This window comes from Pantoea sp. sgz302252 (genome assembly GCF_042610525.1).
In the GTDB taxonomy this organism is placed as follows: Bacteria; Pseudomonadota; Gammaproteobacteria; order Enterobacterales; family Enterobacteriaceae; genus Erwinia.
Map to the genome: position 1 here is coordinate 217,257 of NZ_JBHDVM010000004.1, position 25,911 is coordinate 243,167.

Here is a 25,911-nt window from a genome sequence, read left to right on the forward strand (position 1 = left end):
CACGGCGATGTGGGGCTATTGGTTTTCGAACAAAAATATACGCTATCGATTAAAAGCGATTTGTGGCGTGGATCAAATTTCAAACAAAAGCATTTGTCGCTTTCAGCCTGCTGCAATCATACTCGTTTGGGTCAAGCCGCTGATAAAAAGAGATAAAGAGAGGGTCAGCCAGCCTGCCAGACCAGAAAAAAGCAAAAACAAACATTTTCGTTCGAAAACAAAATTACCCATGGAGAAATTCGCATTCGGGCTAAACCAGGGTTACTATTTGCTAAACAGTGGGCTGAGGGAGCGTTTTGGTTGAAAAGCAAAAGTGAACAGCTGGCGGATATGCAGCAGCGACGCGAAAAGATTCTGGAGATGATCCGTGAAGACGGCACCGTTACGGTGAAAATGCTGACCGAGGCCTTTGGCCTGACGGAGGCTACTATTCGCACCGATCTGCGTATGCTGCAAAAAGAGGGATTTGTCCAGCGTTATCATGGCGGTGCGACGCTGGCGACCGGCAAGCAAAATACCGGCGCGCTGCTGCTGGAACGGCAGACGCATCTGGATCAGAAAGCGGCGATCGGTCGTCTGGCGGCTACGCATATCGAAAATGGCGATACGGTGATTTTCGATTCTGGTACCACCACAACAGCTATCGCCGAGCATCTCGACCATATCCGCAGGCTGTCAGTAGTGACCACGGCGGTGAATATCGCGCTGAAGCTGGGCGGCGAGCCGGGCATAAATATCCTGCTGACCGGCGGCACTTTTAAATTTCCCACTCTTTCCACCTCAGGCGAAAAGGCCGCCAGCTTTTTCGAAAACGTGCTGGCGCAGAAGTTGTTTCTGGCTACCGCCTGCATTTCGCCGAAGCTGGGGCTAAGTTTTCCCAGCGAGACCGATATCAAGGTGAAAACGGCGATGATTAAATCGGCCAGCACCGTTTATGTGGTGGCCGATTCCAGCAAAATTGATAAGGTGTCGATGTTTGCCCTGCCCTGTGACTGGAGCAATATTCACTATCTGATTACCGACAGCGGCATTTCCGCGCAGTCGATAGCCGCCTTTGAAGCGCTGGGCGTAAAAGTGCTGGTAGCGTCGTAAAGCGCTACCACATCACCAACGATCAATAATGCGGGTGACTGCGGCCGCTCGCGTGCTGCCGTTTCAGCAAGCTGCTTCAGCGTAGTAGTGATAACGCGCTGATCGGATCGCGTGCCGCGCTCGATAATGGCAACAGGCGTATTCGCTCGTCGTCCGGCGGTGCGCAGGTTTTCGCTCAGCGCTTCGCACCAGGTCAGCCCCATATAAAACACCAGCGTCTGGCGCGGATCGCGCAGGCTCTGCCACTCCAGCTGCGGCAGCCCTTGCTGTCCGTGTCCGGTAATAAAACGCACCGACTGGGCCAGACCACGATGGGTAAGCGGAATGCCCGTAGCGGCGGCACAGCCTGTAGCGGCGGTTATTCCCGGCACGATATTGCAGGCGATGCCAGCCTCTTTTAAAGCCAGCATCTCTTCGCCACCGCGGCCAAATATAAAAGGATCGCCGCCTTTCAGCCGGATAACCTGTTGTCCTGCCGCCGCCAGCTCGACCAGCAGCTGATTAATCTGCGTCTGCGCCATCGCGTGGCTACCTGGTTGTTTACCTACGTCGATGCAGAGTGCCGCAGACGGGATCAGCGCCAGAATCTCTTCGCTGACCAGCCGATCGTAAACCACCACTTCTGCCGAGCTAATCAGGCGCAGCGCTTTAACTGTCAGCAATTCTGCGTCGCCAGGACCGGCACCTACCAGCCAAACGTGGCCTTTGGCTTTTCCTGCGCGTGCTGCCAGTAATTTATCGAATGCGGGAAGAAGTTTTGTCATAGTTACCTCGCGGTAGCCGAGCGCTCGCGGGCGATCAGCTGGGTCAATTCGGGAATACAGGAGCCGCAGTTGGTGCCGCACTTTAGCTTATCGCCCAGCTCAGCCGCGCTATGGCAGCCCTCGCCAATAGCGGCCAGGATCTGTTTTTCGCCAATGCCGAAACAGCTGCAAATTGTTTTGCCTGGCCCGCTGGCGGCGGCGCGGCCGCTCAGCAGGTTAAAACGCGCGGCCGCCGTTTCGGGCGGCTTAGCGAACGCGCTGCTTACGGCTTCGGCATGAGTTATTCCATCGCTGAAAAAAGCCAGCGCCAGTTTACCGTCGCGCCAGCCAAGCAGATGGAAATAGTCCGCTTCCGCTATCTGTAGCTGTAGTCCTTTAATAAAAGCCTGCTGAAGCAGCCAGTCGCGCGCTACGCCCTTGCCTGCAATCTGCCAGCGCGTAGCCTGTTCTTCGGGGATCCGGGCCCACCAGCCAAGGTTATCGGGGCGATAGTCGTCGCGTAGCCAGAGCGTTGCCTGCCAGTCGCTTTGCCAGAGGCCGATCCTGACGGCGGTCTGTTTGCTTTCCGGCTGGCCCGATTGCGGACAAACCTCCGCTGCTACCAGTGCATCGACCTGACCCTGGCTGCAAAATTGCTGGTTCCAGTGCATCGGCAAAAACAGTGTGCCCGGCTGCTGTCCTTGCTCCAGCTTTGCCCGGCAGATCGTCCAGCCCTGCGTTGACTGCACCCGCACCAAATCACCCTCCTCAATGCCGTACCCTGCCGCATCCTGCGGATGCAGTTCGCAAAATGGCTCGCTGAAATGCTTCATCAGGCGCGGCACCTGTCCGGTGCGGGTCATGGTATGCCACTGATCGCGGATGCGTCCGGTATTGGCTATTAGCGGATAAGCTGCGGAAGGCTGCGCTATTGGCAGACGCGGCTGTACAGGCAGCAGCCGCGCTTTGCCGTCGGCGTGATAAAAGCGACGATCGGTAAATAATCTTGCGCAACCCTGTGGAAAGCGTTCGTTTACCGGCCACTGAATCGGGGCAAGCTTATCCCATTGCTCATTGCTTAATTCCGCCAGGCTGCTGATATCAAAAGCGCGTTCGCCGTGATTTTCAAAGCCTGAAAGCGCGGCGTGTTCGCGGAAGATCTCCGCCGGGTGCTGCCAGCTAAAGGTTTCACTATAGCCCAGGCGTTGCGCAACCTGAGCCAGTATCCACCAGTCAGGCTTCGCTTCGCCCGCCGGTTCGACAAAGGCACGCTGGCGGGAAATACGCCGCTCGGAGTTAGTAACAGTGCCGTTTTTTTCACCCCAGCCCTGGGCGGGCAGCAGGATATCGGCCAGCACTGTGGTATCGGTTTGCGCGCAAACGTCGGAAACAATGACCAGCGGACACTGCCGTAGCGCCTGCGCCACGGTCTGGTTGTCGGGCAGCGATACGGCGGGATTAGTCGCCATAATCCAGACGGCTTTAATTTCTCCGCGCCCTACCGCCTGAAAAAGATCGACCGCTTTCAGCCCGGCCTTGTCGGCAACTTTCGGGCTGCCCCAAAAGCGCCGTAGCCGATCCACCTCGCTCTCGCTAAAGCCCATATGCGCCGCCAGCTGATTAGCCAGTCCGCCCACTTCGCGGCCGCCCATGGCATTTGGCTGTCCGGTCAGCGAAAAAGGCCCGCTGCCCGGCCTGCCCGTTTTACCGCTGGCGAGATGCACATTGATAATGGCGTTGCACTTGTCACTACCGCTGGAAGACTGATTGATGCCCATGCAATAAAGCGTTAAGACTTCGGGCGAGGCGAGAAACAGACGATAAAAGTCCACGACTTCCGTTACGCTAAGTTTGCAGAAATCCGCTACCGCTTCTGGCGTCCAGTCCGCGGCAACGCTTAATGTTTCGTCCAGACCAACAAGATGAGGCAGCATTGAGCTGTCGATGCCCCCGTGCTGCGCCAGCCAGTTAAGCAACCCGGTAAAAAGCGCCCCGTCACTGCCCGGCTTCAGGGCCAGGTGCAAGTCAGCTAAATCACAGGTCGCTGTACGGCGGGGATCGATCACCACCACTTTCAGCGCAGGGTTCTCCTTTTTCGCCTGGGTCAGCCGCTGAAAGGCGACCGGATGCGCCCAGGCCGTGTTAGAGCCTGCCAGAATAACTAAGTCGCTCTGGTGTAAATCCTCATAACAGCAGGGAACCGCATCCGCACCCAGCGCCCGCTTGTATCCCACTACTGCCGAAGCCATACAGAGCCGCGAGTTAGTATCGATATTGGCGACGCCAAGAAAGCCCTTCATCAGCTTGTTGGCAACGTAATAATCCTCGGTCAAGAGCTGGCCAGAAGCATAAAACGCCACCGCTTCCGGCCCGTGCTCAGCGATAATCTGCCGTAAGCGCCCGGCTACCTCATTTAGCGCCTTGTCCCAGCTTACGCGTGCGCCATCCACCTGCGGATAAAGCAGCCTGCCCTGTGGCGTCAGCGTTTCTCCGAGCGCGGCGCCTTTCACGCACAGCCTGCCAAAATTGGCCGGATGCCGCTCATCACCCGCGACCCGGCACTCACCTGATTTGGATGTTGTAACTATGACCCCACACCCGGTGCCGCAGTAAGGACAGGTCGTTTTCATAGCGGCACCGCTTCGGCCAGCGCAGGCTGTAGCGCGGCCACCCAGACTTTTCCGGCTTCCATCTTCACTTGCCAGCTGCGTACCGCGGCGCTGCCATTGTCCAAAGCTTTGCCGTCGCGCAGGCGAAAACGCTGTTTATAGAGCGGTGAGATCACTATCGGCTCGCCCGCGCTATCCCCCAGAATTCCGCGCGACAGCACACAGGCATTAGTACCCGGCTCCAGATCGTCCAATACATAAACCCGATCTTGCAGACGAAACAGCGCAATACGCTGCTGGCCCAGCCGCGCGCCGATCCCCGCCTGCGGCGGAATATCTTCCAGCCGACATATTTCCGTCCAGCCGTAGTTGTGCACTGTAGCCACATGCGGTATTTGTTCGGCAGGCGCAATCTGTCCACGCACCTGTTGCCACTGCACGCTCTCGTCCGGCTGGTCACTGTTTAGCGTAGAGCGGAACAGCGCAAGGCGATCCGGATTAGCAAGCGTGGTTTGCCATTCGCACTGATAGCTTTCAACCACGCGCGCCATTTCCTGCTCCAGCTCATTGGCAATCCCCAGCGAATCTTCTATCACCACCTGACGCAGATAGCCCAGGCCGCCTTCCAGATTGTCCATCCAGACGCTGGTGCGCTGTAAACGATCCGCGGTGCGGATATAAAACATCAGCAGCCTGTCGACATAACGGATCAGCGTGGCGTCGTCGAGATCGCTGGCGAAGAGATCGGCATGGCGAGGCTTCATGCCGCCGTTACCACAAACGTAGAGGTTCCAGCCTTTTTCGGTAGCGATTACGCCGATATCTTTGCTTTGCGCCTCGGCGCATTCGCGGGTGCAGCCTGAAACGGCCATTTTGATTTTGTGCGGCGCACGTAGGCCTTTATAGCGATTCTCCAGCTCGATGGCGAAGCTGGTGGAATCCTGTACGCCATAGCGGCACCATGTCGAGCCAACACAGGATTTTACCGTACGCAGCGACTTGCCGTAGGCATGGCCGGTTTCGAAGCCTGCCGCCAACAGTTCCTGCCAGATTTCAGGCAGCTGATCAAGGCGAGCGCCAAACAGGTCGATACGCTGGCCGCCGGTAATTTTGCAATAAAGGTTGAAACGATCGGCGACCTGACCAATTGCGATTAAGCCTGCTGGCGTGATTTCTCCGGCGGGAACGCGCGGCACTACCGAATAGGTCCCGTCTTTCTGGATGTTGGCGAAGTAGCGATCGTTGGTGTCCTGCAAAGGCAGGTGCTGCGGCTTCAGCAGGTAGTCGTTCCAGCTGGTGGCCAGCAGCGAGGCGGCCAGCGGTTTACAGATTTCACAGCCCAGCCCGCGCCCATGCTTTGCCACCAGCTCTTCAAAGGTTCGAATATTGCCGGTACGAATCAAATGGTGCAGCTCCTGGCGCGACCAGGCAAAGTGCTCGCAGATATCTTTTTTTACCTCCACGCCCTGGCTGGCGAGCTGGAATTCCATCACCTGCTTAACCAGCGCCGCGCAGCCGCCACAGCCGGTTGCCGCTTTGGTGCAGCTTTTTACGCCATTCATATCGCCGCAGCCTGCTGCCACCGCCGCGCAGACGTCGCCTTTGCTAACGTTATGGCAGGAACAGATCTGCGAGCTCTCGGGCAATGCCGCCACACCCAAAGTTTTCAACGGCGTGCTGCCGGGCAGGATCAGCGATTCCGGCGTTTCTGGCAGCGGCATGCCGTTGAGCATCATCTGTAGCAGCGTGCTGTATTCGCTGCTGTCGCCAACCAGCACGCCGCCCAACAGCTGTTTTTTGTCGGCAGAGACCACCATTTTTTTGTAGATCTCCTGAGGCTCATTCATCCAGTAATAACTCTGGCTGCCCGCCGTTCGCCCATGTGCATCGCCAAAAGAAGCAACATCCACGCCCAGTAGCTTGAGTTTGGTGCTCATATCCGCGCCGGTAAAAGCGGCCTGCTCGCCCGCCAGCGTCGCGGCTAGCACTCGCGCCATCTGATAGCCCGGCGCAACCAGGCCAAAAATCTGTCCGTTCCACAGCGCGCATTCGCCAATCGCGAAAATATTCCTGTCGGAAGTAGCGCAATTGTCATCCACTACAATACCGCCGCGTGGCCCCAGCATCAGGCCAGCTTCGGCGGCAAGCTGGTCTCGCGGTCGGATCCCGGCGGAGAACAGCACCAGATCCGTTTCCAGGACTGCGCCGTCGGCAAAATCCAGCCGCAGGGATCCGTCAGACTGCGGGTTAATGCTTTGCGTCGCCTTGCCGGTCAGCACCGCCACGCCCAGCGCTTCGATTTTATGCCGCAGCATGGTTGCGCCACCGTCGTCCAGTTGCACCGCCATCAGGCGCGGCGCGAATTCCACCACCGAGGTTTCCAGGCCAAGCTGCTTTAGCGCGTTAGCCGCTTCCAGCCCCAGCAGTCCACCGCCAATCACCACGCCTCTGCTGGCCGTTTTCGCTCTGGCGGCGATGGCGTCCAGATCGTCAAGCGTGCGGTAAACAAAGCAGCCCGCCTGGTCGTTCCCGGGGATCGGCGGCACAAAAGCATAAGAGCCGGTCGCCAGAACCAGTTTGTCCCAGGCCATTTCGTGGCCGCTGGCTTCCCGCACACAGCGGCGTTCGCGGTCGATAGCCACTATCGGGCAGTGGCTACGCAGTTCAATACCGTGATCGGCGAAAAAGTTGCCCGCCACCAGCGACAGCTCCGCATGGCCTTTACCGGCGAAGTAGTCGGAAAGATGCACGCGATCGTAGGCATGGTGCCGTTCCTCGCCATATACCACCACGTGAAATTTATGCTGTAGCCCGCAGGCCACCAGCTGTTCAAGAAAATGTTGGCTGACCATACCGTGACCAATAACAACCAGGGTGGGTTTGCTCATGTTTTTTTTCCTTTCAGCCTGTGGCTTCGTTGCATTTAAGGGGTCCAGAAGTGCGCGTGTGGAAAGTGGTTGCTCTGCGCGCATCTGCTTTAACAGGGTTTCGCCGTCGCTGACGTCCCCGTAGAGGAGGATGCCTTTTAGCCTGCCTTCAGCGAAGACGAGGCGCCGATAGTGGCCGCTTAGCGGATCGAGTGAGTAAGCAGACTGATGCTGCGGTGCGTCGCGCAGGTCGCCCGCGCTGAATATGGATACGCCCGTAACCTTGAGTCGGGTGCCTGCTTCTTCGGTATGAAAATCGGCGATGGGCTGTCCGGCAAGTCGATGTGCCAGTACTTTGGCCTGCGCCAGACAAGGCGCGAGCAGCCCCCAGGTTTCGCCGTCGATTTCGCAGCATTCACCTACCGCGCTGATGGAGGAAATACTGGTCTGGCATTGGCGGTTGATTAAAATACCGCGACCGCACGGAATTCCCGCTTCGCGAGCCAGTGCAATTTCGGGCGCGACGCCAGCGGCGATAATTACGCTGGCGGCTGCTAACCGGCTGCCGTCTTTTAGCAAGACGCTGTCAGGTGTGATAGCAGCCAACTGCGCTTTCAACCGACAGTTAATACCGCGTTGTTGCAGCTCGGCCAGCAGCAGTTCCCCAGCCTTTTCATCCAGCTGCCGATCCATCAGCCAGCCGTTACGGTGCAGCAGCGTTACCTCGCGCCCGCGCAGCCGCAGCGCTGCCGCCGCTTCGATACCTAACAGACCGCCGCCTACTACCAGCGCCGGGCCGTTATTACTTAACATCCGTTCCACGTCCGCCAGCGTGCGAAACCCGGAAACGTGCGGCAAATCACTGCCGGGAATGTTCGGCAAGATCGGCTGCGATCCGGTCGCCAGCAGCAGCCGATCCCACTGTAAACCGCGACGGGTAGTAATGACGGTTTTACCAGGCAGATCCAGTGACAGCGCCGGTTCGCCACTCAACAAAGTAATGCCGCGCTGCTGGTACCATTCGGGCGAGTGCAGCAGCGTTTCCGCAAAGTTTTTTTCGCCGCCAAGTACTGGAGAAAGCATAATGCGGTTGTAGTTCCCCCAGGGTTCGCGGCCAATTACAGTAATGCGATAACGCTCAGGCGCGAGCTGCCACAACGTTTCTACAGTGCGCATCGCGGCCATGCCGTTGCCGATGACCACCAGGTGTTCTGCCATGATCCGCTCCTTACGCCGCCTGTTTCTCATAGAGAAAATGCAGGATTTGCTGACGCAACTGGTGGTAGCGGGTATCGTTAGCCAGCGCTACCCGTGAGCGCTGACGCGGCAAGTCCACCGCAAGGATTTCGCCAATCCTGGCAGCCGGGCCGTTGGTCATCATCACCACGCGATCGGAAAGCAGCACCGCCTCATCTACGTCATGCGTGATCATTACGATTGTGGTGTTAAGCTTTTGCTGAATCGCCATTACCGCATCCTGTAAATGCGCGCGTGTCAGCGCATCCAGCGCGCCGAATGGCTCGTCCATCAGCAACACTCGCGGCTTCATTGCCAGGGCGCGGGCGATGCCGACACGCTGCCTCATACCGCCAGAAAGCTCGTCGGGACGCTTATCGGCGGCATGGCTCATCTGTACCAGCGCCAAATTGTGATCGACCCAGTCACGCCGCTCGGCGCGGCTCTGCTGGCTGAAAACCCGGTCTACCGCCAGCGCCACGTTATCCCGCGCGGTGAGCCACGGCAGCAGCGAATGGTTTTGAAATACCACAGCCCTTTCCGGGCCTGGCCCGGCGATTTCGCGGTTGTCGCACAGCAGCACGCCCTGCGTCGGCAGCGTCAGCCCGGCGATTAGGTTTAACAAGGTTGATTTGCCGCAGCCGGAATGGCCGATCAGGCTGACGGTTTCGCCCGGTTCAATAGCCAGACTGACGTTGTCCAGCGCCAGAAATTCGCCTTTAGCGGTATGAAAACGCTGGCTGACCTGTTGGATATCGATGATGTGCGGCATTATTTTTCTCCTTTGCGGCTGTGCTGCCAGGAAAACTGACGGGCCAGCAGCAGCAGCGCCTGTTCCAGCAGCAGGCCGACTACGCCGATGACGCCGATCGCTATCAGAATGTGTTCCACGTTGAGATTGTTCCATTCGTTCCAGATCCAGTAACCGATGCCCATGCCGCCAGTCAGCATTTCTGCCGCGACGATCACCAGCCACGCCGTGCTGATCGATAGCCTGACGCCTGTAAGGATCGACGGCAGCACCGCCGGAAACAGAATTTTGCGCATAATAGTGGCCTCAGAAAGCCTGAGCACGCGCGCCACGTTGAGGTAGTCCTGCGGCACGTTTCTGACGCCTTCGGCGGTGTTGATTAGCATTGGCCAGATTGAGCAGATAAAAATCGTCCAGCTGGAAGCGGGTTCAGCGCGCTGAAACAGCAGCAGCCCGACCGGCAGCCAGGCCAACGGGCTAACCGGACGCAGCAGCGCAATTACCGGCGTAAACATGCGGCTAAGAAACAGCGAGCGCCCCAGCAGAAAGCCGCCGGGAATGCCAATCAGCGCGGCCAGCCCAAAACCCACGCCGACCCGCTGTAGTGAAGCGAGGATGTTCCAGCCGATGCCCTGATCGTTGGGGCCGTTGAGATAAAATGGATGGGCGAAAATCTCCCGAGCGGCCAGCCAGGTACTGTACGGGCCGGGAAAATCCTGGCGGCTCAGCGAGGCGATCTGCCAAATCAGCAACAGCAGCGCGATACCGCATCCCGCCGGGAAAAGCTGCTGCATAACGGGACGCAGGCGGCCTGGCGAGCGTTTTTTACGGACAGGTAAAGCAATGATTTCTGCTGCCACCGGCGCGGTCTCGGCGATCGGCGTCGCAATACGGGCCTGATTTTTCATAATGAACCTCCGGAGTGAAGTGCGAAGCTGTCGGCGTAGCTGGCGGGGTTAGCGCCGTTCCAGACTTTTCCATCAAGCAGCGTGCTGCTGCGCATTTCCCCATTGGGAACGCTGACGCCTGCCGCCTGCGCCGCCTGACGATAGAGATCGGTACGGTTGATTTCCCGCGCCACCGCCAGATAGTCGGGCGCGTTTTTCAGCAATCCCCAGCGCTTTTGCTGCGTCAGAAACCACATTCCGTCCGAGAGCCAGGGAAAGTTCACTTCGCCGTCGCCGAAGAAACGCAGCGGATGCGGATCCTGCCAGCGTTTTCCCAAACCGTCTTCGTAGCGGCCCAGCATGCGGCCTTCAATAATTTCTGGCGCAACGTTGAGGTAAGCGCGTCCGGCTATAATTCTTGCCGTCTCTCTACGGTTAGCGTCCGAAGCTTCAATCCAGCGGCAGGCTTCCAGCACGGCGGCAGTCAGCGCCCGCGCGCTGTCCGGGTTTTCGTCTACCCACTGCGCGCGGGCGGCAAGAATTTTTTCCGGGTGATCGGGCCAGATTTGCTGTGACGTGGCGGCGGTAAAACCGACATTGCCGCTGATGGCACGTTGATTCCATGGCTCACCAACGCAGTAGCCGCTCAGGCTGCCGATTTTCATGTTCATTACCATTTGCGGCGGCGGGACCACCAGCGTGCGGATATCACGGATAGGATCGATGTCGGCATTCGCAAGCCAGTAATAAAGCCACATGGCATGCGTGCTGGTGGGAAAAGTGTGGGCAAAGGTGTAAGTGCCCGCGGGCGAGGCGGCGACTTTCTGCCGCAGGCTCTGCGCATCGGTTACGCCCATATCGCGAAGCTGGCGCGAAAGCGTGATGGCCTGACCGTTCTGGTTCAGCGTCATCAGGTTCGCCATTTTATGCGCTCGTCCGGCGACGCCCAGCTGTAGTCCATAAATCATGCCGTAAAGCGCATGCGCCGCATCCAATTCGCCGGAGGTCAGCTTGTCTCGCACCGCCGCCCAGCTCGCCTCTTTACTCAATTGCAGGCTGATGCCGTACTTTTTATCGAACCCTTTCACTACGGCCATCACCAGCGGCGCGCAGTCGGTTAACGGAATAAAACCTACCCGCAGCGTTTTAATCTGCGGCGCGTCCGAACCGGCTGCCCAAACGCCCCCCGACAGCAACAGGCTGCTGCCCAGCAGCGCGCTGCCGGTCAGAAAACGACGACGGGTTAGCGGAAAAGCGGTTTTGCTCATCTGGCCTCCAGAAAACAAAAAAGGCGTCCGGCCGACATGCGCTGGGCATGCGGCTGGACGCCTTTATCCATCGCGTTTGCCCACCGCCGTTGGCGGGAAAACGCGTTATTTGTGGAAGTTATTGCAAGTGGCGTGCCAGAAAAAACCGTCGCTAAGGCGGCATTATCGTCACTTTGGTAAGTTTTTTGCCCTCTGATGGAGCGGAATACGCACAGCCTTTGTGCAACTACTCATTTGGGAGTAGTGGGGAAAACAGCCGCGACCGAAAGCAGCGCGTTAGCGATATCCACCATGCGCCGATTTTGATCCATCGCCATTTTACGCAGGCTCTGCCAGGCCTGTTCTTCACTGAAGCCCTGATGGCGCATCAGCAAAGCTTTGGCGCGATCGATCTGTTTGCGATCTTCCAGCGTGGCGCGCATGGCGGCCAGTTCGTCATCCTGAGCCTGTAGCCGCCGGGACTGCTCCTGCACCAGCCCCAGCACAAAACGGCCCAGCTGCGGCGTAAGCCCGTCGGTTTCCAGCGCCTGCATTTCCTGGCGCAGCGCGTCTTTTCCTTCCAGGTAAATACTCCATGCCGGATCGTTATCGCCGCCCGACAGCGCCTGTTCCAGCGTATCCTGTCCTATCTCCGCCTGTTCCGCCAGCCGGATGCTTTCGCGGCAGCGCGCCATCAACTGCTGTACCAGCTGATCTTCCAGAATTTTCAGCCGGTCAATACGCTGCGTCATCAGAGCATACCAGCGAAGCGCCATCTCTGTGCCAGCCGCATCTGGCGTGCCGCGCGTGCAGGCGATGCGCCGCAGCCGCTCGATCTCACCGTTTTCCGCTTCCAGCGCCTGCCAGCCGCGTAGCGCTTCGGCATCGGCAAAACGCCTGAAGCTGGCGAAACAGCGCTCCTGGGCGGCAACCAGCGCACCGATCTCTTCGCTTTGCGCCTGGCTGAATGCGCCACTGGCGTAGCCTGCTGAACCCAGCGCCCGCTCCTGCCCCGCCAGTTCTTTACCCTGCATAAAGCTGAACATTGCCACCAGCGTCCTGGCGACAACCGGGTCGCAGGCGCTATCAATAGTGGCGAAGCCTAAGTTCAGCAGTTGGCGAATAATCTGGCTAAAACACGCCATCGCTTCGGCATGGCTAAGCTGAAAGCTACGAATTTGCCGACGCAGCGCAGGCAGCGTTTCCAGGCCATAAAGCGCGGCAGCAATGCGGTTACACAGGCGGCTTTGCCCGCTAACGGCTTCGCCAGGTCGGGGCAACGGAGGAAAGCTGGCGAACGCAAGCTCACTGGCTGCGGCTACCTGGCGTTCGCGCTCAGGCAGCTCTTCGCCGAACAGCGCGCCCTGCGAACAAAGCCAGACGTTGCTGGTACCGCGCTCGCGCTGTAGTTCATGGATTAGTCGGCTCAGCGCTACTGTCAGCTCGCCCGTCTGTAGCAGATTCTTTAACTCGGCTATCTCGCACTGTCGTGAAGCCTGTAGCCAGCTAATGGCGGCATGCATCATGCTCGCTCCTTTTACGCTAAAAAGAAGTTAAGAAGCAAAATTCATGCACGTTTTTTACTAAACTCAGTAAGCAGGATTGACCGATCCTGTAGGACCTCTGTCAATAACATGTTACGTCGCCGTCCGCAATTGTTCCCATTCTCAAAAGCGTCATGTAGACTAAATGCAAATTTATCTTTCTGTAAACAGAGCGATTTTCACGTGGCGGCCCGCATCGCCCGTGAAGAGTGGACTGTAGCCGTACCCACTGACGATATTCACGAGGATCAATGTGAAAATAAGCATCGCGTTAACTCTGCTGGCAGTGCTTGCCCTGTCAGCCTGTAAGGCTCCTGCACCTGCGGTCACGGATGATACGATCGTTTCTTCCAGCGTTGACGGCGTCACTTTGACGCACCGATATGCCGTCCGCGCGCCGCAATCCTTTACCCCTGTTAATGAAACCTACCGGGCGCTTTATAACGCTTCCGTAATGAGCACGCCTGACTTCGGCGGCAGCGTTGTGCGCTATCTGGAGAACGGCAAGCCGTTTACCGTGCTGGGCGAGGTAGAAAACCACTGGCTGGCTATTGCCGAGCCGGACGAGCAGCAGCTGATTGGCTATGTGCCTTTCAAAGCGGGCGTAAAGAGCGATCTTTACGAGGCCACGCTGCGCAGCGATCGCCCTCGTCCGCGGAAAACAAAAAAAGTCTGCGTTGATGTTGGCGGACAGAGCAAAGCCTGCCGGAATAACGATACGGCTACCTGGATTTTGGAATAGGCGCGACCGCGCCCACTCTTAGAGAGCATCAAGCGCCCTGCCAGGCGCTACCTGGATGAGAAAGTAAAGTCTGATGACCCCGGAACACCACGCTGACAATCCTGTTGTTGTCGGCCAGGAAAACCCGTTACTCGCCGCAGCGGCGCCGCTGCTGAATGCGATCGTGCAGATCCGCCTGGCGGCGACGCACGACGACCCGGCCGGCCTGCGCCAGCAGCTGGTTGATGAGATCCGTCAGTTCGAAAACCGCTGTAAACAGGCCGGTTTGCCTTTTGATATGATTATCGGTGCCCGCTATTGTTTGTGCAGCGTGCTGGACGAAGCTGCAGCACAGACCCCCTGGGGGACGCGCGGCGTTTGGTCAGGTAATGGCCTGCTGGTCACTTTTCATAATGAAAGCTGGGGCGGCGAAAAAGTCTTTCAGCTGCTGTCGCGTATTTCACAGGCGCCGACGCAACATTTATGGCTGCTGGAAATTATTCACTACTGCCTGTTGCTTGGCTATGAAGGACGCTATCGCGCGGTAGAACAGGGGCGAATACAACGCGACGCCATTCGCACCAGACTGGCGCAGCTGATCGCCGATACGCGCGGTGAACAACCGCCCAGAACGCAGCCGCAGCCGCTGGATCCCATCGCTCAAAACAAGCTGTGGCGGCCGCCGGTACCGCTTTGGGCCAGCTTTGCTCTGGCCGCCTTTATCGCCTGCGTCATCTATATGGGCCTGAACTGGCGGCTGGGTAGTGCCGCTGAACCGCTGCTGCGCGCCATCTGGCAAACGCCGCTGCCGAGCAACGAGATTGCCCGTAGCAGTTCGGCCCAGGCGCTGCTCGATCTGCGGCGAAGGCTGGACGATCTGATCGCCGCCCGCCAGCTTGACGTCGCCGACGGTGCCAACGGCAGCAAGGTGATTATCGCCGCCGATAAACTTTTCGGCGCGTCCGGCAGCGATCTGCTTCCCGAAGGACGGGCGATTATCACCCGGGTGTCGGCGGCGATGGACAATATCAAAGGCACAGTGCTGGTCAGCGTCTATACCGATAATCAGCAGGAGCGCATCGGCCATTTCGCCTCTACCTATGAATATTCACTGGCGCAGGCGCGCAGCATCAGTGCGCTGATGCGTCAGCAGATGCTTGAGCCGGGCCATCAGATTCGCAGCGAAGGCCGTGGCGACAGCAATCCGCTGCTGCCTAACGACAGCAGCGAAAACCGGGCGCGTAACCGCCGGGTAGAGATAGTGCTGTTTCCGGCACCTGAAGTTAACTCCAGCGAGGCGGGGAAATTTTAATGCCTTCCTTATTTTTCACCTTATTTTCCAGTCGGCTGCTGTGGGGCTTTTTCGGCATTACGGCGCTTTCCGCGCTGATTTGGCTGGCCGGACCGCTGCTGTCGATCAACGATATTCACTGGCTGGAAAGCAGCCTGAACCGGCAGATAGCCATTGGCTTGTGTTATTTCTTCTGGATCCTGTTTCAGCTTATTCCTCAGCTTTACCGCGCCTGGTTTAACGGCAAGCTGTTAAACAATCTCCAGCAGCTTAGCAACGAGCATGCAGAACAGGCAGCAGCGGAAGAGCTGCTCAGCGCCCTGTTCAGCGAAGCAGCGACCCTGTTGAAGAAAACTTATTTTCCGGGACGCAAACAGAAGCGTAATCAGGGCTGGCTGCAGCGCTTTAGCGCGCAGTATCTTTATCAGCTGCCCTGGTACATCATCGTCGGCGCCCCCGGCGCGGGGAAAACAACGGCGCTGGTTAACTCTGGTCTGGAATTTCCGCTAGGCGATACCCTGGGCCGCAGCGCTCTGCGTGGCGTCGGCGGCACTCGCCATTGCGACTGGTGGTTCACCGAGGAAGCGGTACTGCTGGATACCGCCGGGCGCTATACGCTGCAGGAGAGCCAGCGTGCTCGCGACGCCAGCGAATGGCAGACTTTTATTGCGCTGCTGAAGCGCTATCGTGCCCGTCAGCCCATCAATGGCGTAATTATGACTATCAGCGTAGCGGATTTGCTCGGCGACTCGGCGGATGCCCGCTATGCTCAGGCCACTGCACTGCGTAGCCGCATGATGGAGCTGCATCAGCAAACCGGCATTCAGTTCCCGGTCTATGTCATGGTGACCAAAACCGATCTGCTGAAAGGATTTATGAGCTACAACGGCACCCTGGACAAGAGCCAGCGCGACCGCATTTGGGGTTTCACCTTTCCCTGGGAGCCGCAGCAAACCGGCGAGCGTGCTATTGGCGCGCTTTTCGATCGGCAATTCCGCGAGCTGGCTTCGCGTCTGCAGGCCGATCTGGCCGGTAAGATGGCGAAAGAGAACGACCTCTCCCAGCGTGCGGACTGCTTTCTTTTTCCTCAGGAGTTCGCCTCGCTGCGTCCTTTACTGGCGGAATATCTGGAGATAGTGTTCGCCCCGGAAAAAGGCGAACTGCCCTGGGCGCCGCGCGGGCTGTTTTTTACCAGCGGCACGCAGGAAGGCCTGCCTTTTGACCGCATTATGGGCCAGCTAACGCGTAAGCTACAGCTGCCGCAGGCTTCCGGTCATTCAATCGCCAGTTGGGATACGGTGCACCGTAATGCGCCTATCCCGGCTAACAAAGGGCAAAGCTACTTTATCCACTCCTTGCTGAGCGATTTAATTTTCCAGGAGAAAGGGCTGGCTGGCAGCGACAGAAGCTGGGAGCGCCGTAACCGCTTGCTGCACTGGACGAGCTACGCCCTGCTGGCGCTGGCGCTCTTTGCCGCCAGTTTGCTCTGGACCACCAGCTACTACAAAAACCAGCACTATTTGCAGCAGGTGCAGACGCGGCTTGCGCCAGTGGACCAGCAGGCACGGCAGTTAGTTAACAATAACCGCGGCAATATCCTGGATCTGCTACCCTTTTTAAACAGTCTGGTGGCCCTGCCGAAGAGTGATAGCTTCTCGCTCGACGATCCGCCTGTAACTATGCGTGCAGGTCTTTACCGCGGCGATCAGGTTAGCGCCGCCGCGCTGGGCTTTTATCAGAACGCGCTTAAAACGCTGCTGCTGCCACGTGTCGCACAAAATATTACGCAGACATTGCGCAACGATAAAGGCGACGACAACGAGTTCAGCCGCAACGCCCTGCGCGCTTACCAGATGCTTTATCAGCCGCGCAGCTATGACGGCGAGTTTTTACGCGGCTGGGTGATGCAGAATCTGCAGCGGACGCTGCCCGCCAGCGCCACTACCCGCCAGCTGCAACAGCTGGACTGGCATCTGAGCCAGCTGCTGGATCGCCAGATTCAGACTTCGCCGTTTGCCAGGGATAATGCCCTGATTATGCGGAAACTGGCGGTAACTATTGATAGCGCAGGCCAGCAGGACGCAGCGGGCCAGGCCAAAAACCCTTAGCGGGAAAGGTGATCACCATGCCGGAAAAAAACGAGCTGGGTTGGTACGGCAAGCTGCCGGGCACCGGCGATTTTTTACAGCGCCGCATGCCTGAACCTATAGTGGCCAGCTGGTCAAACTGGTTTCAGCTGGGCCTGTCGCACTGGTATCAGAACGGTGACGGCGAACTTTTCAGCCGCGCGCCGATCTGGAACTTTGCGCTGCCCGCGACCCTTGGCGTACAGCGTGTTCAGATCGGTTGTCTGCTGCCGTCGCGCGACCGTGTTGGCCGCAGCTGGCCTCTGCTGGCGCTGCAAAGCGTGCCGGTCAGCCACTGGCATCCGGCACAGCTGGCCGTTGCCGGCGACTGGTATCGCACGCTGGGCGAGGCGCTCTGCCACGCCGTCGCGCACGCTGCTACACCCGAACAGCTTGAGCAGCGCCTGCTGGGTCTGACGCCGCTGTCGCTGCCCGATACCAGCCGCTCGGATATCATGGACGTGATTGGCTATCAGGATCTTCCCTGTACGCTGGCCTGGCGCGAGGTAGCCAACAGTTTCGACCCGATGCGCTATACCAGCTACTGGTGGACTAATCAGGGCGACGGCTACCCGCTGGCCAGCCATAAACACAGCGGCAACCTTACCGCTCAGCTGTTTTCACAACTTTTCGATCCGGCCGCCGTGGCGCAGCCGGGTCGTCATGGACTCTATCCACCGATGTTTGAATAGAGTGACCTTATGGCCCAGGTTTCAGGAAAAGCGCATGCGATTTACCATTGTTGAGAGCAAAACCGAGGCGCCTTTAACCGCCTGTGATTTTGCTCCGCCCGGCGGCACTATCGGCCGTAGCGTCGATAACGATCTGGTTCTGCCGGATAGCGAGCGGGCCATTTCACGCCTGCAGGCCGTGGTTCATGTTGCCGGTAACGGAGAGTGCAGACTGACCAATCACGGTAGCGTGACTGCGGTGCTGCACAATAACGTGCCGCTGGCGCGCGGCAAGCAGATCCTGCTTCATCATGGCGATTTGCTGGGTATTGGCGATTACCAAATCGCGGTCAGCGATCCTGCCCGCGAGCAGGAAACGCCGTTCGGCGATGTTGATCCGCTGGCGCTATTTAGCGAAGATCGAACGCTGCCGGAAGATCCGCTGGGCATTTTAAACGAGCAAGTGCCAATTGTTGTGCCACCCACGGAACGCGAGCCTGCTCCGGTTCGCCAGCAGCACCGGCCCGGCGATGCGCGTCTGGATATTGACCCTGTCGCACACGAACCGGCTTACGCGGAGCGTGCCGTCGGCGACAGCAATGAACAGCGCCTGTTAAACGCGCTAATGGAAGGGATGGGACTGGAAAACGGGCCGGGCAAGCCGCTGTTTACCGAAGAACAGATGCGCACTACCGGCAGAATGCTGAGCCTTTTTTCCCAGGGCACGGTCGCCCTGCTTTCTTCCCGCTCGATCCTGAAGCGCGGCGTTAAGGCGGAAATGACCATGATCCTGAACGAGGCTAATAATCCGTTCAAGATTTTGCCCTCGGGTAAAACCGTGCTGATGCAGATCTATCAAAGCCAGATGCCTGGCTTTATGCCGCCCGAGCAGGCTGTGCGCGATGCGCTGGTCGATCTACAGGCGCACCAGCTGGGCATGATTGCCGGTATCCGCGCGATTATCGCCGCGATGCTGCAGTCTTTCAATCCGCAGCGGCTGGAAGACCATGCCCGCCGCGACGGCAACCTGCCGCGTATCGGGCTGAGCGCCGTAAAAAAAGCCGCCCTGTGGGACTATTTTTTGCGTCATTATCAAAATACCTCTGGCGAAATCGAGGATGATTTCCATACGCTGTTCGGCGACGCTTTTCTGCAGGCTTATGATATGGAAGTGAATCAATACAAAGATTCCCAAATAAGACCGGAACAAGAATGAAGATAAATTATGCCTCCACGTCGCAAACGGGCGCGCGTGAAACCAATCAGGATGAGACTGGCGTTCGCGTCGGCACCCACTGCGCCTGCTTTCTGGTCTGCGATGGCGTTGCCGGTACCGCAGGCGGCGAACAGGCCGCCCGCATCGCTCGCGATGTGCTGCTGGCGCGTATGGAAGATCGCCCGTTGACCGCCTGCGTCAGCAAGAGCTGGGTAGAACAGGCGGAACAGGCTATTCGTCAGGCGCAGCGAACGAATCTGAATTTTGAACGGATGAGTACGACGCTGGCCGCCCTGTTTATCGATCGCGATCGTCAACTGGCATGGTGGGCGCATGCGGGCGACAGCCGCCTCTATCACTTTCGCCGCGGCTTTATTCACAGCGTTACCCGTGACCATAGTCTGGCCCAACAGCTAAAAGATGCTGGCGTAGATAATACCGGCATTAACAACAACTTACTCTATAATGCTCTCGGCGCGGAAAGCATGCAGCCCGTTAGCTATAGCGAAGTGATACCGCTGGAGGATGGCGACGTTTTTCTACTTTGCACCGACGGCTTCTGGTGCAATCTGCAGTCTGGCGAGATGGAGCAGGCTCTGCGCATGGTCAGCTCGCCGCAGGAGTGGCTGGCGCTGATGCAAAAAGCGATCAATCGCAGCGAACAAAAAGATAATTTAAGCGCGGTAGCCGTGTGGGTCGGCTCGCCGCAGGACACTACCCTGTTACAATCGATGGCGGATTCTGCTCGCTTTCTTCCATCGCGTGATTAATCAAGGAACGCTATGAAATTCTGGTTGCCGGTTGTCACACTGTTGTTTGCAACCGCCGCTCAGGCGGAGGATTACCGCGTGGTTTATTCCCCCAGTCTCGCGCTGGAGGTTTTTATCGATAACGTGGAAAGTAACGCGCCAAAGGACTGGTGTCAGGAAAGTATTCACCTGCGCATCGTCTCCGGCAAAAGCAAGGAGTCGGGCGTGCTGAATAATTTTCTGCCGCGCGTGGGCAAACTGCTGAATAATCAGTGCAGCAAACTGATCGAGTTGCCCTGGCAGATGACCAATGAAGCCAGCACCGTTCTTGCTTCCGGCAGCGCGTCTAAAGTCCAAAACTGGCGGCCTATCGTCATTGCCGACGGCACGGCGACGGCGACGGCCAGCAACGCCGAGCCGCTGGATCTTTCCCAGCCTGCCAACAGCGCGCCGCTGCAGCATTTCGATCTGCCGGGCGGCTGCCATTTCCGCACCTGGTGGGATGAAAAAGGCCAGTCGCTGTTTATCCCGGATGCCCAGCATTTGAGCTGCTCGACGGAAGGCTGGCTGGAGGGCAAAAGCGAGCTAACCCTGTCCAGCAACGGAAAAACCCAGCGTATCCCCGTGCAGTTTTATCAGGGTTTTCCGCTACGCAATCTGCATCCGGATACGGGCGAGCTGACCATTGTCGCCGCCAACAATCAGCGGCTGGTAATGAGCCTGAAAGAGGCGCCCGACAGCTGGCTGCTATTGGCGTTTAATCCTGCGCTGCACGTCTGGTCATTCGACGGCACGCTGCTGGTGAAAATGAGCAAAAGCGAGGCAAGCGACGCGGCAGCGCTGAAAAACCGTGTAGCAGCGGCGCGCAAAGCCTGGGGCAACCTGACCAACCCACAGGTTAAAACAAATGTGCTGCTGGTGAACGACCTGCATGCAGACCTGGCCGATCCGGCTATTGGCGCCTGGCGCACTGTTAACTGAGCCGCTTTTCCCTGAGGAAAGCACAGCCGTTAACGCTTAGAGAGTGTTTACTATGTCGGCAAACGATAAAAAAAACGTACCCAACGCCCTTCCGGCCGGACACCGTTTTAACGAATTTGAAATCAAAGAGGTCATCGGCGGTGGTGGCTTCGGCATTGTGTACCGTGCCTGGGATCATCTGCTGGAACGCACCATCGCCATTAAAGAATATCTGCCCGTTTCGCTGGTTTCGCGCGATGAGCATCTCACTATTGCGCTGCGTGGCGAACGCTATCAGAAACTGTTTACCGCAGGCCTGAACAGCTTTATTCAGGAAGCCCGCCTGCTGGCGCGGTTTAACCATCCGGGCCTGCTGCACGTGCTGCGCTTCTGGGAAGAGAACGGCACCGCCTATATGGGCACTCTCTACTATAGCGGTATGACGCTAAAAGAGTGGCAGCTCGGCAGCCCGGAAACGCTGACCGACGCCTGGATCCGCCAGCTGCTGCCGCCGCTATTCGGCGCTATCGACACCATTCATCAGGCTGGCTATCTGCACCGTGATATCTCGCTGGATAATATCCAGATTCAGGATAACCAGCTGCCGGTGCTGCTGGATTTCGGCTCGGCTCGTAAAACCATCGGCAACCTTTCCGATCAGACGGAAATTATGCTTAAGCCCGGCTATGCGCCGATTGAGCAATACAGCGAAGAAAGCGATGGCGAGCAAGGGCCCTGGACGGATATTTACGCGCTGGGCGCGGTGCTGCATACGCTGGTCACCGGCAATCCGCCGCCGGTCAGCGTAGTGCGTTGTATTGAAGATCGTTATCAGCCGTTGACCCAACTGCGCCCGGAGGGCTTTTCGCTGCCGCTGCTCAATGCTATTGACCGTGCGCTGGCGATGAAACCCCAGGATCGCCCGCAGTCCGTAGATGAATTCGCCGCGTTAATCGCGCTGCCGGTCAGCACGGTAGAAGAGCTGGTCAGCAGCGTGGCTAAAGCGCCTGAAGAGATAGTTATCCCGGAACCTGTGCCTGTACCCGTGCCAGAAGCTCAGCCGCAGCCCGTGCCAATTGCGCCAGCCTCTGCCAGCGCCGAATACGCTTCGTTGCGCCATCATCGCCTGGCAAAACCGCTGGCGATTGCCGCTGGTGTCGCGGTACTGGCTATTGTAGGTATAGCCATTGCGCTAATGCAGGGAGAAGAGAGCCCCGCTCCAGCCGAACAATCTGCCGCCGCCGTTAACCAAAACAGCGAAACGCCTGCTGCGCCTGCAGCTACGCCAGCGGACAAGCCGACTATTGCCACGGTTTATCTTAAGCTGGCCAGCGGCGAAACCCTGCTGCTGAACGATAAACCTGTAGAGGTGAAGCCGAATACCAGCGGCTATGCTTCGCTAAATTTACCGGCGGGGCATTATAAAATTGATGTGCAGACTGCCGGTGCGGTACGCAGCCAGCAGCTGGATATTGTGAAGCCGGGCACCTGGCTGATTAATCCGGGTTCCTGAGGACGCTGGCTAACCGACCAAATCGTTATGATAATCCTGGAGATCGCGAACGCGCTGCACCAGGTCGACCAGGCACTCGTCGTAAAGTCCGCGTTTTTTCAGCTCCTGCTCCAGCGAGAAGAGATACTGCGCGTTGGTGCCCAGTGGGCCGCTGGCCTGGGCAATCAGCGGCGCTATGGTTTGCGGGCAGGAGTCGGCCTCGTAAAGCGCATGGCGGGGATCCATCACAAAGGCCAGCGCCGTTACGCTGCGGCCATCCGCCAGGCTAAGCTCGCACCAGGTTGGCAGGTAGCAGCCGGTGACCATTTCCCGTTTCCACAGCAGCGCCAGCTCCTCGGCCAGCTGCGCTTCCGGCAGGCGAAAAGCCAGACCGGTGGTACTGCCGCCCTCTTTTAGCGCCAGCATGCGCCCCGGCTGCTGCGCGGTGCCGCGTCCGGCGGTTAGCCGCAGGCAAAAGGCACGGTGCCAGCCGCTCAGCGTACCTTCTGCCACTTCGTCAGATTCAAATACCGGGTTCCACATCAGCGAACCATAGCCGAATATCCACACCGGGCTGTCATCGGGCCGGCAGGCCAGGGTAGCCGCCAGCGAGGCGGCACGCTGCTCGCAGGTCCATAACAGCGATTCCTCGATTGCGCCAAAAGCCGTTTTACAATCCGCCTTCGCCAGGAAATCTCTTGTTAACATTCAACCTCTCCGCTACTGCCCGTTCCCTGCTGCTTATATAAAGTGACATTCTCGTTACGCTTAACCTGACCTTAAGTCATTTTAGGTAAGGCGATCAAGTTTGAAGCGCATCACAAAAGAAGAAATTTAACTTAGGTTTATCATCGGCGGTATAACGGGAAACTTCAGTGGGAAAAGCGGGAAACGCGAGCGGGGTTGCAGAAAGCGGTTCAGGGTAGCGCTGCCCTCACGGGCAGCGAGCAGGTTAGTGCTTCAGACTGCTGACAAACCTGAACCCTTAATCAGGATTGCCTTTTTTTACAGTAACCCCCGCAGCTTGATAGCGGCAGAGGCAGAGCGGCCAGGTGGGCGCAGGGACGCGCCAACCGAGCCATCAGGGACGATTTCACGGCGTGTCCATGTTCCGATCTGTCTCTGCTGCTCTGACACTGATTTAAACGCGACCTGGGGTTTGTCATCAACCTCAAGCACGTTAGTGCTTTTTATGCCATTTATCGTCGTCGCCTTTTTCGTACTGATGCTTGACTGCCGACCAGGCAACTTTATGGGCAACTTCTTCTCGCGATTCGTCGCCGCGTCGGTCTTTTTTCTCTTTGTATTCATCCCAGGCGCTGTTGAAAGCTTCCTGATAGATGTCCTGCGCGTGAGCCGGAAGGACGTTCTTTACGCTGTCGGGCAGCGATGCTCTTGAGCTATAAGGCATAAATAATCTCCTTGTTAACAGACGCTTTAAGCCTGGAACAAAAGCGGCCAGGATGCCAGCCATACTGTTTTATTGAGATTAAGCTATAAATGAAAAATTATCGTCATTTAACACTAATAACATGACGCCATTTCGCCTTTATGATAATCATAAATTACATTCACCATCTATAAAAATCATAATAATCAAAATATTAATTTAAAATAGATGTTTTATGCCATCTTTGGCGCGAACTCAGGTTAATGAGGTAAAATCATGTAAAGTTTACCTGTTGTTAACCTTGCTGCCGCTACACTGTTGTCGTTTGTTATATAATCATTTTATGTAAAAGTGTTTCCGCCTGGTTTACAGGCCAATGGTCAGAAAAGGAAATAAAGCCTATGAGCGCGCATGAAAGCGTCAAAACACGTCATAAAGAGTCTACCCTGGTCTTACCCATTGCTGCCCTGGTCATTCTCTGGCTATGGGGCGCTTCCGACTCTTTTCCGGTTATTATCGCCATCAATTTGCTGGCGCTGGTAGCGATCCTTAGCAGCGCGTTTAGCGTAGTGCGGCATGCGGATGTGCTGGCCCATCGACTGGGTGAACCTTACGGCTCGCTGATCCTTAGCCTCTCCGTGGTGATCCTTGAGGTAAGTTTAATTTCCGCCCTGATGGCGACAGGCGATGCCGCACCTGTGCTGATGCGAGATACGCTTTACTCTATTGTGATGATTGTTACTGGCGGTCTGGTGGGTTTCGCGCTGCTGCTGGGCGGACGTAAATTCGCTACACAGTACGTTAATCTGGCAGGTGTAAAACAGTACCTGATTGCGATTTTCCCGCTGGCCGTACTGGTGCTGGTTTTCCCCAACGCTTTGCCGGACGGCAATTTCAGCATCGGCCAGTCGCTGCTGATATCCGCTATTTCTGCCGTAATGTACGGCGTATTTTTGCTGATCCAGACCAAAACGCACCAGAGCCTGTTTGTCTACGAGCATGAAGACAACGGCGACGATCCGCATCATGGCAAGCCTTCCGCCCACTCCAGCCTCTGGCATACCTGCTGGCTGCTGGTGCATCTGGTAGCCGTTATCGCCGTGACCAAGATGGATTCCAGCACCCTTGGCGCCCTGCTCACCGAGCTGAACGCGCCGGAACAGTTCACTGGTTTCCTGGTGGCGCTGCTGATCCTCTCGCCGGAAGGGCTTGGCGCTATCAAAGCCGTGTTAGCAAACCAGGTGCAGCGCGCCATGAATCTGTTCTTCGGTTCCGTACTGGCAACTATCTCGCTGACCGTGCCCGCAGTAACCATTATCGCCACGCTAACCGGGCAGGAGCTGATATTCGGCCTTGAGCCGCCGCATATGGTGATAATGCTGGCTTCGCTGCTGTTGTGTCAGGTTTCTTTCTCAACAGGCCGAACTAACGTGCTAAACGGTGCGGCTCACCTGGCGCTGTTTATCGGCTATCTGATGACGGTAATGCTGTAGGCTCCTTTCCCGCCAATGTTCCGCAAAGTCTCGAGATGTCTCGCATTTGCGGAACAAAACCCTTTAAAAAGCTTGCTCGCGCGCTTTCCTGCTGGTTATTTTTCCTTACATGAAATAATCAGCAAGGAGGCAGTTATGATCCACTGGCAGGCGCACGACTTTGACGACCCTTTTGGCCCGGACTACGTGCAGCGAACATTTACCGTCGGCGGCATGCTTTATATTGTCGCTTTTACAAGAATCCATACGCTGGCAGAGCTAAGGTCCTGGTGTACAGATCTGACCCAACTCTCACCGGGTTTAACAGCAATGCCCGCTAACGGCGTGTGGTGCGTAATGTTTGATAAAATGACGCCGGACTATAGCAATAATTTTCAGCATGTTATGGAATTAACCGGGTTACAGGCGACAAAAGTGCTTCGATCTGTTGCCCGGGCCGTCTACGACCATTACAATGTTTGCAAATCCGCACTTTATATGTGGGTTGCTGCAAAGGATACTGCACGCAAGCGGAACAGAGATCTAACCGAACTTTATGATTCCCTGCTGGGGCTTAACGATAAAGCCGTGTCGGGTAATCAGATTCCGCTGGCGACAAGTGTAAATAATCTCTGCACTGACAGGAGGGGCTATGCCATCATCACAAGCTATTTCTGAACTGAGTCCAACGCAAAAAGCGTTTTTCGCCATGAACAGAATGCTGCAAGAACGCGGCTGGGCGCTGGCTCAGCGCAAGCTGGCATCGGGCGAATACGTTGAAATAGACGGCAAGTACTATACGGCGGCGGAACTGCGCGACACGCCAAATCAATAAAGCTGAAGGCCA

At 57.2% G+C, this 25,911-nt stretch carries 21 protein-coding genes; 12 read left to right on the plus strand and 9 right to left on the minus strand.

Annotation, left to right across the window (positions count from 1 at the left end; genetic code table 11):
- Positions 1-300 precede the first annotated feature (300 nt).
- Positions 301-1,092, plus strand: a complete 792-nt coding sequence (locus ACETPC_RS09395; RefSeq protein ID WP_380180688.1) for a DeoR/GlpR family DNA-binding transcription regulator — start codon at positions 301-303, stop codon at positions 1,090-1,092.
- Here ACETPC_RS09395 and cobA read toward each other — a convergent pair.
- From cobA to ACETPC_RS09430, 7 genes are all read right to left on the minus strand, one after another.
- A complete protein-coding gene (gene cobA / locus ACETPC_RS09400; protein ID WP_380180690.1) occupies positions 1,008-1,856 on the minus strand; it encodes a uroporphyrinogen-III C-methyltransferase in 849 nt (282 codons plus the stop codon). The genes ACETPC_RS09395 and cobA overlap by 85 nt on opposite strands.
- A 2-nt stretch (positions 1,857-1,858) precedes the next feature.
- Positions 1,859-4,465, minus strand: coding sequence for a molybdopterin-dependent oxidoreductase (locus ACETPC_RS09405; RefSeq protein WP_380180692.1), 2,607 nt, complete (start codon positions 4,463-4,465; stop codon positions 1,859-1,861).
- The gene (nirB, locus tag ACETPC_RS09410) at positions 4,462-8,529 is read right to left on the minus strand and encodes a nitrite reductase large subunit NirB (protein ID WP_380180694.1); all 4,068 of its coding nucleotides are present in this window, start codon (positions 8,527-8,529) and stop codon (positions 4,462-4,464) included. Before nirB ends, ACETPC_RS09405 begins: the two co-directional genes overlap by 4 nt.
- A gap of 10 nt (positions 8,530-8,539) precedes the next feature.
- A complete protein-coding gene (locus tag ACETPC_RS09415) occupies positions 8,540-9,319 on the minus strand; it encodes an ABC transporter ATP-binding protein (protein WP_380180696.1) in 780 nt (259 codons plus the stop codon).
- Entirely contained in the window at positions 9,319-10,206 is an 888-nt protein-coding gene (gene ntrB / locus ACETPC_RS09420; RefSeq protein WP_380180698.1) for a nitrate ABC transporter permease, read from the minus strand. The genes ACETPC_RS09415 and ntrB overlap by 1 nt, the downstream gene beginning before the upstream one ends.
- The gene (locus ACETPC_RS09425; protein ID WP_380180700.1) at positions 10,203-11,453 is read right to left on the minus strand and encodes a CmpA/NrtA family ABC transporter substrate-binding protein; all 1,251 of its coding nucleotides are present in this window, start codon (positions 11,451-11,453) and stop codon (positions 10,203-10,205) included. The genes ntrB and ACETPC_RS09425 overlap by 4 nt, the downstream gene beginning before the upstream one ends.
- A gap of 230 nt (positions 11,454-11,683) precedes the next feature.
- Positions 11,684-12,955: a nitrate- and nitrite sensing domain-containing protein gene (locus ACETPC_RS09430; protein ID WP_380181060.1), complete on the minus strand. Its 1,272-nt coding sequence runs from the start codon at positions 12,953-12,955 to the stop codon at positions 11,684-11,686.
- Between the two features lie 274 nt (positions 12,956-13,229).
- Between ACETPC_RS09430 and ACETPC_RS09435 the strand changes: the two genes are divergently transcribed.
- The 8 genes from ACETPC_RS09435 to ACETPC_RS09470 all read left to right on the plus strand — a co-directional run bounded on the left by ACETPC_RS09435 (position 13,230) and on the right by ACETPC_RS09470 (position 22,223).
- On the plus strand, positions 13,230-13,718 hold the full coding sequence (locus ACETPC_RS09435) for an SH3 domain-containing protein (RefSeq protein ID WP_380180702.1): 489 nt from the start codon (positions 13,230-13,232) through the stop codon (positions 13,716-13,718).
- Positions 13,719-13,791: 73 nt separating this feature from the next.
- Positions 13,792-15,009, plus strand: a complete 1,218-nt coding sequence (icmH, locus tag ACETPC_RS09440; RefSeq protein WP_380180703.1) for a type IVB secretion system protein IcmH/DotU — start codon at positions 13,792-13,794, stop codon at positions 15,007-15,009.
- Entirely contained in the window at positions 15,009-17,096 is a 2,088-nt protein-coding gene (tssM, locus tag ACETPC_RS09445) for a type VI secretion system membrane subunit TssM (protein WP_380180705.1), read from the plus strand. The genes icmH and tssM overlap by 1 nt, the downstream gene beginning before the upstream one ends.
- 17 nt (positions 17,097-17,113) lie before the next feature.
- Entirely contained in the window at positions 17,114-17,806 is a 693-nt protein-coding gene (tagF, locus tag ACETPC_RS09450) for a type VI secretion system-associated protein TagF (protein WP_380180707.1), read from the plus strand.
- A gap of 34 nt (positions 17,807-17,840) precedes the next feature.
- Complete coding sequence (tagH, locus tag ACETPC_RS09455; protein ID WP_380180709.1) at positions 17,841-19,001, plus strand: type VI secretion system-associated FHA domain protein TagH; 1,161 nt, start codon at positions 17,841-17,843, stop codon at positions 18,999-19,001.
- Positions 18,998-19,771 (plus strand): PP2C family protein-serine/threonine phosphatase, encoded by a 774-nt coding sequence (locus ACETPC_RS09460; protein ID WP_380180711.1) that lies wholly within the window; start codon positions 18,998-19,000, stop codon positions 19,769-19,771. Before tagH ends, ACETPC_RS09460 begins: the two co-directional genes overlap by 4 nt.
- A gap of 12 nt (positions 19,772-19,783) precedes the next feature.
- Positions 19,784-20,731 carry a hypothetical protein gene (locus ACETPC_RS09465; RefSeq protein ID WP_380180713.1) on the plus strand — a complete coding sequence of 316 codons (948 nt, stop codon included), beginning with the start codon at positions 19,784-19,786 and terminating at the stop codon, positions 20,729-20,731.
- Between the two features lie 52 nt (positions 20,732-20,783).
- Complete coding sequence (locus tag ACETPC_RS09470; RefSeq protein WP_380180715.1) at positions 20,784-22,223, plus strand: serine/threonine protein kinase; 1,440 nt, start codon at positions 20,784-20,786, stop codon at positions 22,221-22,223.
- A gap of 9 nt (positions 22,224-22,232) precedes the next feature.
- On the opposite strand, the gene ACETPC_RS09475 is transcribed toward ACETPC_RS09470, so the two are convergent.
- Positions 22,233-22,910 carry a gamma-glutamylcyclotransferase gene (locus ACETPC_RS09475; protein WP_380180718.1) on the minus strand — a complete coding sequence of 226 codons (678 nt, stop codon included), beginning with the start codon at positions 22,908-22,910 and terminating at the stop codon, positions 22,233-22,235.
- A gap of 472 nt (positions 22,911-23,382) precedes the next feature.
- Entirely contained in the window at positions 23,383-23,613 is a 231-nt protein-coding gene (chaB, locus tag ACETPC_RS09480; protein WP_380180720.1) for a putative cation transport regulator ChaB, read from the minus strand.
- A gap of 380 nt (positions 23,614-23,993) precedes the next feature.
- Between chaB and chaA the strand changes: the two genes are divergently transcribed.
- The 3 genes from chaA (at position 23,994) to ACETPC_RS09495 (ending at position 25,899) form a co-directional block, all read left to right on the plus strand.
- A complete protein-coding gene (gene chaA, locus ACETPC_RS09485; RefSeq protein ID WP_380180722.1) occupies positions 23,994-25,085 on the plus strand; it encodes a sodium-potassium/proton antiporter ChaA in 1,092 nt (363 codons plus the stop codon).
- 135 nt (positions 25,086-25,220) lie between these two features.
- Positions 25,221-25,742: a hypothetical protein gene (locus tag ACETPC_RS09490; protein WP_380180724.1), complete on the plus strand. Its 522-nt coding sequence runs from the start codon at positions 25,221-25,223 to the stop codon at positions 25,740-25,742.
- Positions 25,717-25,899 (plus strand): hypothetical protein, encoded by a 183-nt coding sequence (locus ACETPC_RS09495; RefSeq protein ID WP_380180726.1) that lies wholly within the window; start codon positions 25,717-25,719, stop codon positions 25,897-25,899. Before ACETPC_RS09490 ends, ACETPC_RS09495 begins: the two co-directional genes overlap by 26 nt.
- Positions 25,900-25,911: the final 12 nt, after the last annotated feature.